Here is an 11,211-nt window from a genome sequence, read left to right as displayed (position 1 = left end):
GCGCCAATGATGTGTATAGGCGGATCATTATGGCCTTATCAAAGGATGCTAAGCTTACCTTAGTTTTGGCAGTGTCCTTGCCGGTTCTTGCATAACCATTGTCATAATTGCAAGAAAGGGAATGCCGTTATTTAAAGCCATGCAGGTAAAGCTCGATAACCTCAACCGAGTATTAAGAGAAAACCTGTAACTGGCATACGTGTTATCCGTTCTTTTAACAGAGTGTCCCATGAAAAAAAACGGTTTGATGCAGCAAACTGGGACCTAACGCAGACAGCGATAAAGGTCAATAAACTCATGGCTGCGATGATGCCGATTATGATGATTGTCCTAAACCTTACGACCGTAGCAATCATTTGGTTTGGCGGAATTCGGATCAGTAATGGCCATATGGAAGTCGGTGACATGATGGCATTTATTCAATATGCGATGCAAATTATGTTCTCTTTTGTGATGTTATCGATGATGTTTGTGATGATTCCAAGGGCATCGGTTTCAGCGGGGAGAATAAACGAAGTGTTCGAGACAACGGCCGATATTCAAGACCCGGCAGTTTCTGTACCTGCCAAAGAGCAAAAGGGGCAAGTAGAATTTCGCAATGTCACCTTCAGCTATCCCGGTGCCGAAATGCCTGCGATATCCAATATTTCGTTTAAAATGAATCCGGGTGAAGTGACGGCCATTATTGGCGGGACTGGATCCGGTAAATCTACGCTTATTAATTTAATTCCGCGTTTTTATGATGTTGACAGCGGCAAGGTGCTGGTTGATGGAATTGATGTAAGTGAGATGAAGCAGGAAACCCTTCGTGAAAAGATTGGCTTTGTGCCTCAGCAAGCGGTTCTTTTTACCGGTACGATTTCAGAAAACATTCGTTATGGGAAAGAAGATGCCTCAGATAACGAAGTACAGCATGCTGCTGAAATTGCCCAAGCAACAGAGTTTATCGGCAATATGCCAGAGGGATTCCATTCAGTTATTGCACAAGGGGGAACAAATGTTTCTGGTGGACAAAAACAACGCTTGTCGATTGCACGGGCCCTCGTTAGGAAACCGGAAATTTATATTTTTGACGATAGTTTTTCCGCACTGGATTTTAAAACGGATGCGAAGCTGCGGGCTGCATTAAAAGCGGAAACTGCGTCATCCTCGATGCTAATCGTTGCGCAGCGTGTCAGTACAATTATGGATGCTGATCAAATTATCGTATTAGACAATGGTGAAATTGCAGGAATCGGAAAACATAAGGAATTAATGGAAATCAGTAAGGTGTATCGTGAAATTGTCATGTCGCAGCTGAGTGAGGAGGAAATCGCATGAGTAAGGATTCCAAACATCAAGGTGCTCCGGGCAGAGGTGGGCCAGGCGGGGGATTCGGCCCCATGGGCATGGGAATGCCTCCCCAAAAAGCAAAGAACTTCAAAGGAACACTTAAGAGATTAATCACCTATTTAAAACCTTATAAATTACAGCTGATATCTGTTTTAATTACAGCTATCATCAGTACTGTGTTTTCGATTGTCAGCCCGAAAATAATGGGGAAGGCAACGACCAGATTGTTTGAAGGATTAATGATGAAAATAAAAGGAGTTCCAGGGGCAGAAATAGATTTTGATTATATCGGACAAATTATCCTGCTCTTGATCGGGCTGTATATCATAAGTGCCCTATTTGCTTATCTACAACAATATATCATGGCGGGTGTAGCACAAAAAACGGTTTATCATCTTCGAAAAGAAGTGGAAGAGAAACTCAACCGGCTGCCGCTAAAATACTTCGACTCACGCACCCATGGAGAAATTCTTAGCCGGGCTGTCAATGATGTCGATAATATCAGTACCACCTTGCAGCAAAGCTTAACCCAGCTAATTACATCAGTGATTACGTTACTGGGGGTTATCGTAATGATGCTTACGATTAGCCCGCTCATGACACTGATTGTCGTCCTGACCATTCCACTAAGCTTTGTCGCGATTATAAAAATTGCTAAAAAATCACAGACCTATTTTAAGGGGCAGCAAAAATCACTTGGTGAGCTTAATGGTCATGTGGAAGAGATGTACACAGGTCATAAGGTCATTAAAGTGTTTGGCCGGGAGCAGCAATCGATTGAAAAATTTGAAGAAACGAATGAAGCCCTTTATCAATCTGGCTGGAAGGCACAATTTATGTCAGGTATGATTATGCCATTAATGTCATTTATTAATAATATCGGCTATGTGCTTGTGTCAGTAGTTGGGGGACTTTTGGTCACAAAAAAGGCCATTGAAATTGGGGATATACAAGCATTTATTCAATACGCAAGACAATTTAGCCAGCCAATTACCCAAACCGCAAATATAGCCAATGTCATTCAATCGACGATTGCAAGTGCAGAACGGGTGTTTGAAATTTTAGACGAAACAGAAGAGGTACCTGAAGCAGTTAAAGCTGTGGAGTTCATTGATCCTAAGGGAGAAGTTTCATTCGAACATGTTTCCTTCAGCTATAAGGAAAATGAACCGTTAATTGAGGATATGAATATTGAGGTGAAACCAGGTCAGCGTGTGGCCATTGTCGGTCCAACAGGTGCCGGTAAAACGACGATGATCAATTTATTGATGCGGTTCTATGAAATTAATTCTGGGAAAATTTTAATCGATGGAATCGATACGCGTGATCTAAAAAGAGAGAAGCTTCGCAGTTTGTTCGGGATGGTATTGCAAGATACCTGGCTTTTCAATAGCACCATTCGTGATAATATTGCTTACGGAAGGGAAGAAGCTACGGAAGAAGAGATAGTGGCAGCGGCACAGGCAGCCAATGCAGACCATTTTATCCGAACACTTCCCTGAAGGCTATGATACAATACTAAATGAGGAAGCTTCTAATATCTCTCAAGGTCAAAAACAATTATTAACAATTGCACGGGCAATTCTGGCGAATCCTGCCATTTTGATTCTTGATGAAGCTACGAGCAGCGTCGATACTCGAACAGAAGTTCAGATTCAAAAAGCAATGGATCATTTAATGAAAGGGCGCACGAGTTTTGTCATTGCCCACCGTCTTTCAACGATCCGTGATGCAGACCTGATCCTGGTGATGAATCATGGAACAGTGATAGAAAAAGGAACTCACAAAGAATTACTAGAAAAAGACGGCTTTTATGCTGATTTGTATAATAGTCAGTTTACCTTTAATCAGAGGAATGCGGGATAATGAATGGCATTTAGAGAGCTTTTCTGCTTTCTAAATGCTTTTTTTGTAACTTTTATGAAGGTTATTCGTATATCATTAAATAATTGGGTATGTTTGTCTTTTGTCCATATGTTGTTAGGAGTTGATGAATATGAGATATTACTCAAAAAAAGGGATTATTACTGGTGTTTTAATATGGGGAGCAGTAGCCTTTTTAATCGGTTCTTTTCTATTCCTGCCTGGCGGGCCAGAAGGGAAGGGGGAGATCATTGCTGCAATTCTAGTATGCGGAATGACTAGTGCATTTATTATTTGGTGCTGGTTCGGAACATATTATCAAATAAATGGGAACCAATTAAAGATAGTGAGTGGGCCATTTCGCTGGAAAGTCGATATTATGATAATTAAAAGTATAAGAAAGACGAGAAATCCGTTATCAAGCCCAGCATTATCATTGAACCGTATAGAACTTTTGTATGGCAAATGGGACACGATGCTGATTTCTCCTAAAAATGAAAAACAATTTTGCGAAACTTTAAAGAAAATAAATTCACAAATTGAAATAAACTTTTAAAATTGATTCCGTCTCATTATCTTAAGTATACTTAGTGATTGAGACAGAATCAATTTTTGTTACCATAATAATATTATGTAAACTGATAAAAGATCAAAAATGGCTGCCACGAGTAACAGCCATTTAACATTATTCCAATTGTTCTTTCGGCATATCCATCTTATCAACTGCAATTTTTAAATCATCATTCTTAATATGCGTGTAAATCATCGTTGTTTGAATCGATGAATGGCCTAATTGACGGCGTAATTTCGGTACATCATTGATTTCTGCATGATATCTGGTTGCAAACGAATGCCTGAGCTTATGTACGGATAATGATGGTTTGCCAAATGCGGTTGCATATTTTTCAATCAACTTTTCAACTGATCTGGCCGTAAGCCTGCGCGATTTGCCTTTAGGACCCATTTGTGCAGATATAAACAATGCCTTATTCGTCTTATCAACTTTATACTTAGCCGTTCTAATAGAAAGGTATTCTTGCAGATCAGACATTGCCACCTGGCTAAAATAAACAAATTGCTCTTTATTTCCTTTTCTAATGACTCGCACACAATATTTACTAAAGTCAAGATCGTCTAAATCGATGCCGACTAACTCGGATAGGCGCAGCCCGGAACCAAGAATCAAGGATACAATCGCCGTATCGCGTTCCTTGTTTAATTGATGAAAATGAAAGAGTTTTTTGTTATCTTTGTTTAATTCACCGTAATCATTGGCCACAAATAAGCGGAATTTCTCGTATTCATCCCCAAGAAGGATTTTTCCTTCCATTTTAGTAGCCTTCGTTTCCATACTGTCTTTTACCTCATTAAATTCAATCTTGGCCATGACATTTCGATTGATATACGGCTTTAAATCAGGTGTTTCCGCAATATTTTGCAGGTAATTAAACAGTGATTTTAAAGCAGATAACTTACGATTAACGGTTAATTCCTTATTATCTAATTGGTAATGCAGATAGTTTAAAAAGTTTTCAACTTCTAAAACTGTCATATTCTCTAAACGTTCCAATGAGATGTCCTTAATGCTACCGGTCCATAACTGTTCACTGATCATCCAGTTGAAAAAAATCTTATAATCATGACAGTAGTTAAAGAGTGAAGCCGTAGAAAGTTTTCGTAATTTATGATTGATATATTCATCCACATACCAAGGCAATTCCTGAAGCAAGGATTGCAGTTTATTAAAATTAGTTTGTTTTTCTTGTTTTACCATAATCACACCTCACTTCTATTTTATCCCATCAACATTATTACGTCAAATTTATATTTTACGTAATAATGTTTTTGACTAAATCTAACATGAACCCGGCCTTCCCATTACACCACTATACGACTTTTTGGACTGCTTCTATAAAATTAATAAAACCAATCGACATGTTCGATTGGCAATAAATCTGGTTGCTTAATTATTATGATTGTTACTCATTTGCCTACCCGCTACACCCCAATTTTCATGTGGCATGTCATGGAGTAATACTCTGATTGTTTCAGGTGAATTACCTAACGTCCTGCTAACAGCTGCAGTAATCTCTGAAATCAATTGTTCTTTTAATTCTACTGATCTACCCTCAAGCATGTGTACCTGTATAATTGGCATTTTAAACCTCCTGATTATTAAATGACAGTCAAATCAATTTCACCCAATTCAACAAATTCGACCTCAATTGAATCACCATGGCTAACATGAATTGCTTCCGTTATTCCACCAGTTAGTACAATCATCCCAGGTTCAATACTAAGCCCAGAGGAATGTAACATTTTGACCAATTCAACCACTGATCGAGCAGGATTTCCCATAACAGCTGAACCTATTCCCTCTTGAACTGCTTTACCATTCAACTTCATTAGAACCTTTGCTTTTTCCCATTGAAATTTATTAGGTTCATATATTTGTTCCGAAAGAAAAAATTTTGCACTGGAAGCATTGTCTGCAACGACATCAATAAGGTTAAATGAAAAATCTTTATATCGACTGTCAATTACCTCTATTGCAGTCATTATACCTTCAGTAGCCAGCCAAACATCTTGCTCAGTGACATGATTTCCTTCGAGTTTTTTATTAATTAAGAAAGCAAGTTCCGGTTCCACTCGTGGATGAATTAAGCCATCTAAAGAAAGCTCCTCATTGGATATCACCATTGACTTAAGCAATCTTCCGTAAATGGGCTGCTTTACTCCTACCGATTGTTGCTTCGCGAAACTTGTCAATCCCATTTTCCAGCCAACGAATTGATCGCCATCTTGTAATTCTTTTTCCATGTTGATTTCTTGAATTTTATAAGCATCCTCAATTGTAATAGAGGGGTAACGTGTTGAGATTTTGTCCATTTCAACAGCACTTTTTTGATGACGGTAAATTTCATTTGCAATGACGTTCAGGTTCATGCTCACATTCTCCATTTAATAAACTCCTCAGCATTATCCAAGTTGCCAAACGGTTTCAATTTATCTTCGTAAATCCTTTAAAATCCAAGATTGAAAATCTTGAAGATTTTTTTCTGATACTGTATGCCCTTCAGGATAAGATTTAAAAGTTACCGGAACCCCTAGCTTAGTAAAATATTCTACATTTTCTTTTCCCCACTCATATGGCAGGACCTGATCATATTCTCCATGTGATATGAACACGGATAAATGCTTTCCTGGGTTTACCAAATATTCTTCCTTTACGAATTGAGGTATATAACCACTGAGCGCTACGATACCTTTTATTTTATTTCCAAGGGTGAGTCCTAACGTCATGGAAACAATGGCTCCTTGGCTAAAGCCCATTAAGTATGATTGCTCTGGGTCTATTGGATAATTTACTGAGGCATAGTCAATAAAGTCAGCTAATTTATTGATTCCCACATCGAATATCTCCCTATGTGGCTTTCCATAGCCCTGGATCGTAAAGTAGGCAAATCCTGGCCCCTGGGACAAATGTCCCCTTACACTAAAAATAAAGAAGAAATCCTCTAGACCATTTACAAGTGAAAGCATATTTTGTTCATTGCTACCTATCCCATGCATAACAAACAGTGCAGGATACTTTTTCCCAGGAATAATATTCTCAGGACGGCGAAGTTCATAAATCATTTCAGTTTCCATTTGCAAAACCTCCTAGTAAGTAACATGAATATAACAACAAAAAAAATACATAATAAAATGTTTATCTTATCTAAGTTTTCTTATATGAATTTTTGTTCCCTCATACAATATCAAAATAAAAGATTGAATGTCAATGATTTTTTATTAATATGAAATTAAGTTCACTATTAGAGAATTTTCGAGATGATATGTTATGTATATTAAAAAAGACCGCTGGTGCTGTAACACCAAACGGTCCATGTAATGGCAGGTTCCATTACTTTCCCTTTATATTTCAAAGCAATACAAATATTTTTCGGAAAATGAAGGAGTTTATTAAATTAATTCCACCTATCATATAAATTTTCCTTCCAATTCTATTTTAATAAGTTGAGGAATCCCTCTTTTTCTAAATATGGTATGATGATTATAGTCAACCATATTAGGAGTGAGATCATGAGTGTACATAAAGATTTAATCAAACATGCAGCGAATCAGAACAAAACATATCAAGTGTTTCAGGAGCTAGACCAGCAACGTGAAAACTACATTGAGGAAGCTATTAAGTTATGTAAACAAGGCAATCCCTTTTCAATTGATAAAATTAATGAAGTAACAAATAGAATGAATAAAATAAAGCTGCGATTTGTGTCAACAAGAAAAAATGTTACAGTTGAAATGGTTCAAGATTATGTAAAATCACTGACAAAATAATCATTATGGGTGGTGGCTGCTACGATTTCGTTAACGAAAAGAAGAAGGGAATTTTTAGACCAAATTTGGCGTCAATACCAGAGTACCAATCTCCCTGTCCATTATTCAGAGGTGGCAGAAGCCATTGGTGTGAGTAAATGGACGGCCTATGATGTGTTAAAGAGTTTGGAAAGTCAAGGTCTTTTAAAAAGAGCTTATGCTGCAAACGAAAATGAAACAGGACGATCCGTTGTTGTCTTCTCCCCGACAGAAATCGCTGATCATCTGTTTCAAAGGGAAAGAAGAGAAATTTCGAATCCGGATGAATGGGAACAGATTCTCCAAAAGGTACATGACTTAATAGAAAGAAAACAGCAGCTCCCTTTGATGGATGGGATTAATGATATTTTAGAACAAATGAAAACAGTCGATGTAAAACTGGAATTTTGTGCTTACTTCCTTTGCATCCTCATTTTATATTTGAATAGTCTTGGAGATTCGATAAAAGATTTAACCGTCAATATGATTAATGCTTCAAAGAAACAAAACGTACAGCTCACAGTATTCGTTGGTGCCGTTGTTGGAATGATCATCCAGTCTGTCGGGGAAGAATTAAGCCCTGAAATGATCACATTGGTCCAGCAGTTTTTTGATAATACCAATCAGCTCCATTCTGCAGAATTGGATTTATTAGTTGAATTCATTAGACAAAGCTAACTTTCATTTTCCTTCTCTTTTTTTGGTCAGCCTGACTTATAGGGTGACTTTTTATTTTTCCTGGGCATTTATTCGTGAATTTTCTCAAAGAATAACTATTATTTTCAGAATTTTTATTCTATTCATAATATTATTCTTGACATACCTTATTTAAATACGGTATATAAGTGGTATATGTTTTTGGGTTTTTTGGGTGTCTTCACCGCTCTTTTTGGGTTTTTTGTGTCTCTCGTTGATAGATTACATACATCATAGACTGCAGTAAATTAGCTACATTAATTTTTTTTAAAAGTGAGGTCATGTTATGTATAAAGTATATTGCAGGTCTTTTCAGAAGGTGATGAAAATGGCATCCTCCCTCATGCCTTGGCGGGAACCTGAGCTGTTAGAGGGAGAAAACAGTTTAAAAGAACTGCCGAAATTAATAAAACAGAAAAATGTTGAATGCGTTTTAATTGTAACCGATCAAGGAATCATGTCGGTTGGTCTCATGGACAATTTTCTAAATAACTTGCGTATGGAAGGAATTGACTATTATATTTACGACAAAACTGTTCCAAATCCTACGATTGAAAATATTGAGGAAGCGTATCAAATGTATACCGCAAACAATTGTAAGGGCATAGTTGCGTTTGGCGGCGGATCACCAATGGATTGTGCCAAGGGTGTCGGTGCCCGAACAGCAAGGCCAAATAAAACCATTCCCCAGATGAAGGGTGTATTAAAGGTACTAAAAAAGATGCCTCCCCTGTTTGCCATTCCCACCACAGCCGGTACAGGAAGTGAAGCAACATTAGCTGCAGTTGTATCCAATAGCGAGACACATGAAAAATATGCCATAATGGATACATCGCTCATTCCACATTATGCTGTCCTTGATCCCTTGCTGATCGTTAATCTACCACCACATATTACAGCCGCAACAGGGATTGATGCATTAACGCATGCTGTCGAAGCCTACATTGGCAAAAGTAACACAAAGGAAACAACCCAATATAGTAAAGACGCGATTACATTAATCTTTGAAAATCTCTATGAGTCCTATTCGAACGGGACAAATATTCACGCACGGACGAACATGCAAAAAGCGGCTTATTTGGCTGGGATGGCTTTTACACGGGCATATGTTGGGTATGTCCATGCAATCGCCCATACTCTGGGTGGATTTTATTCTGTCCCCCATGGCCTTGCTAATGCGATTATCCTCCCATATGTCCTTGAATACTACGGGGAATCCATTCACAAACCATTGGCTGAGCTGGCAGAATTAGTTGGGATTGGTGAACCGGCAGATGACATTGAGCACAAGGCAGTTAAGTTTATTGAGGCAATAAAGAAGCTAAATGCGAGTATGGCGATTCCGAAAAAAGTAAGCGGGATCGTCGATAGTGATATACCGTTAATGGTGGAACGTGCAATTAAAGAAGCTAACCCATTGTATCCTGTACCAAGGATTTTAAATAAAGTTGATCTATTTTCTCTTTACCATTTAATAAAAGATTAACGGGATACCAAAGAATGAAGGTGGTTACTGAAATGGAAAATTACAGTTCTTTACTAGCTAAGCAAAAATCATTTTTTCGAACGGAAACACCAAAAGATCTGCTTTACCGTCTAGATGCACTTCAAAAGTTAAGAAATGCAATTAAAAATAATGAGCAAGTGTTAATGGATGCCTTAAGGGCAGATTTAAATAAATCTGAATTTGATGCCTACACCTCTGAAATTGGATTTGTTCTTGAAGAATTACGATTCACCATTAAGCATTTACGTTCTTGGGTGAAGCCTAAGAGGGTAAAAACGCCCATTACTCATATTGGCTCGAAAAGTTATATTTTTTCAGAACCCTATGGTGTAACACTGATTATCGCCCCTTGGAATTACCCTTTTCAATTGGCAATTGCTCCGTTAATCGGTGCTATTGCAGCGGGAAATTGTGCGGTCATTAAGCCTTCAGAATTGACGCCAAGAACATCGGAGGTATTAGGGAAACTGATTAGTGATCTATTCCCTGTAGAGTACATTACCGTTGTCCAAGGCGGAGTGGAAACTAGCCAAGCACTTCTCAATGAAACATTTGATTATATATTTTTTACGGGAAGTGTCCCTGTTGGAAAAATCATTATGGAGGCGGCAGCAAAACATTTAACCCCTGTGACATTAGAACTGGGCGGAAAAAGCCCATGTATCGTGCATGAAGATGCAAATATAAAACTAGCAGCCAAGCGGATTGCCTGGGGAAAATTCACCAACGCCGGACAAACCTGCATCGCCCCGGATTATTTGTATCTTCATAAAAGTATTAAGGAGCAATTTCTTAAGCAATTCAAGGAAACAACGTTTGAATTGTACGGTCGCGAGCCATTAAATAATGCAAATTTCACTAGAATCGTCAGTGAAAGGCATTTTGATCGATTATCAACCTTTTTAGATAACGGGAAACAGTATTTTGGCGGAAGCGCTAATAAAGAAAAACTTGCCATTGAGCCGACAGTTTTAACAATGTCACTTGGGAGGATCCGATTATGCAGGATGAGATATTTGGGCCCATCCTTCCTGTCCTTGAATACGATTCTCTGTCAGAGGTATTTGAAGGAATTCATCGTCATCCGAAACCGCTCGCCCTCTATATTTTTACAGAAAATAACGATGTACAACAGGAAGTCCTAAACAGCGTCTCTTTTGGCGGCGGCTGTGTAAACGACACGGTCTATCACTTTGCCTCCCCCTATCTTCCCTTTGGAGGTGTCGGAAATAGCGGAATTGGCGCCTATCATGGAAAAGGCAACTTTGATACCTTTTCCCATCAAAAAAGCGTTCTCAAACAAACGAATTTATTCGATATCCCGTTCCGCTATCCGAATGTGAAGAATGGCCTTCAAAAAATAAAGCTTTTTATGAAATAACCGCGGTGAACGAGAAAAACCATTAAGTCCATCACTATGTACTCGATGGTTTTACCCCTTGTTTTTATTT

Annotated in this window: 8 protein-coding genes and 3 pseudogenes; 7 read left to right on the top strand and 4 right to left on the bottom strand. The window is 38.3% G+C overall.

Annotated elements, in window-relative coordinates; translation table 11 throughout:
* The 3 genes and pseudogenes from ACO1D1_RS20295 to ACO1D1_RS20285 all read left to right on the top strand — a co-directional run.
* A pseudogene (locus ACO1D1_RS20295) lies at window positions 1–1,320 on the top strand (ABC transporter ATP-binding protein); the annotation flags it as partial.
* Window positions 1,317–3,198 (top strand): annotated as a pseudogene (locus tag ACO1D1_RS20290) (ABC transporter ATP-binding protein). The pseudogenes ACO1D1_RS20295 and ACO1D1_RS20290, both read left to right, overlap by 4 nt.
* A gap of 130 nt (window positions 3,199–3,328) precedes the next feature.
* Complete coding sequence (locus ACO1D1_RS20285; RefSeq protein WP_423336875.1) at window positions 3,329–3,751, top strand: PH domain-containing protein; 423 nt, start codon at window positions 3,329–3,331, stop codon at window positions 3,749–3,751.
* Between the two features lie 129 nt (window positions 3,752–3,880).
* On the opposite strand, the gene xerS is transcribed toward ACO1D1_RS20285, so the two are convergent.
* The 4 genes from xerS to ACO1D1_RS20265 all read right to left on the bottom strand — a co-directional run bounded on the left by xerS (window position 3,881) and on the right by ACO1D1_RS20265 (window position 6,846).
* Complete coding sequence (xerS, locus tag ACO1D1_RS20280; protein WP_423336874.1) at window positions 3,881–4,969, bottom strand: tyrosine recombinase XerS; 1,089 nt, start codon at window positions 4,967–4,969, stop codon at window positions 3,881–3,883.
* 189 nt (window positions 4,970–5,158) lie between these two features.
* Window positions 5,159–5,353, bottom strand: coding sequence for a 2-hydroxymuconate tautomerase (locus ACO1D1_RS20275; protein WP_149870293.1), 195 nt, complete (start codon window positions 5,351–5,353; stop codon window positions 5,159–5,161).
* 17 nt (window positions 5,354–5,370) lie between these two features.
* A complete protein-coding gene (locus ACO1D1_RS20270; protein ID WP_423336873.1) occupies window positions 5,371–6,156 on the bottom strand; it encodes a 2-keto-4-pentenoate hydratase in 786 nt (261 codons plus the stop codon).
* 45 nt (window positions 6,157–6,201) lie between these two features.
* A complete protein-coding gene (locus ACO1D1_RS20265) occupies window positions 6,202–6,846 on the bottom strand; it encodes an alpha/beta hydrolase (RefSeq protein WP_423336872.1) in 645 nt (214 codons plus the stop codon).
* A gap of 435 nt (window positions 6,847–7,281) precedes the next feature.
* On the opposite strand from ACO1D1_RS20265, the gene ACO1D1_RS20260 reads away from it, so the two are divergent.
* From ACO1D1_RS20260 to ACO1D1_RS20245, 4 genes and pseudogenes are all read left to right on the top strand, one after another.
* Window positions 7,282–7,539 (top strand): DUF2533 family protein, encoded by a 258-nt coding sequence (locus tag ACO1D1_RS20260; protein WP_149870295.1) that lies wholly within the window; start codon window positions 7,282–7,284, stop codon window positions 7,537–7,539.
* 12 nt (window positions 7,540–7,551) lie between these two features.
* Complete coding sequence (locus tag ACO1D1_RS20255) at window positions 7,552–8,235, top strand: MarR family transcriptional regulator (RefSeq protein WP_223820774.1); 684 nt, start codon at window positions 7,552–7,554, stop codon at window positions 8,233–8,235.
* A 304-nt stretch (window positions 8,236–8,539) separates the two neighbouring features.
* Window positions 8,540–9,739: an iron-containing alcohol dehydrogenase gene (locus tag ACO1D1_RS20250; protein ID WP_149870297.1), complete on the top strand. Its 1,200-nt coding sequence runs from the start codon at window positions 8,540–8,542 to the stop codon at window positions 9,737–9,739.
* Between the two features lie 14 nt (window positions 9,740–9,753).
* Window positions 9,754–11,141, top strand: a pseudogene (locus ACO1D1_RS20245) (aldehyde dehydrogenase).
* Window positions 11,142–11,211: the final 70 nt, after the last annotated feature.

Origin of the sequence: Neobacillus sp. 19 (assembly GCF_049463095.1) — a bacterium.
Lineage (GTDB): Bacteria > Bacillota > Bacilli > Bacillales > Cytobacillaceae > Neobacillus.
This window is presented reverse-complemented; position numbering and strand designations above follow the sequence as displayed.

Coding starts and splice junctions, on each gene's coding strand:
- ACO1D1_RS20275 (WP_149870293.1), bottom strand. CDS start 5,353: ATGCCAATTATACAGGTACACATGCTTGAGGGTAGATCAGTAGAATTA.
- ACO1D1_RS20250 (WP_149870297.1), top strand. CDS start 8,540: ATGTATAAAGTATATTGCAGGTCTTTTCAGAAGGTGATGAAAATGGCA.
- ACO1D1_RS20265 (WP_423336872.1), bottom strand. CDS start 6,846: ATGGAAACTGAAATGATTTATGAACTTCGCCGTCCTGAGAATATTATT.
- ACO1D1_RS20285 (WP_423336875.1), top strand. CDS start 3,329: ATGAGATATTACTCAAAAAAAGGGATTATTACTGGTGTTTTAATATGG.
- xerS (WP_423336874.1), bottom strand. CDS start 4,969: ATGGTAAAACAAGAAAAACAAACTAATTTTAATAAACTGCAATCCTTG.
- ACO1D1_RS20270 (WP_423336873.1), bottom strand. CDS start 6,156: ATGGAGAATGTGAGCATGAACCTGAACGTCATTGCAAATGAAATTTAC.
- ACO1D1_RS20260 (WP_149870295.1), top strand. CDS start 7,282: ATGAGTGTACATAAAGATTTAATCAAACATGCAGCGAATCAGAACAAA.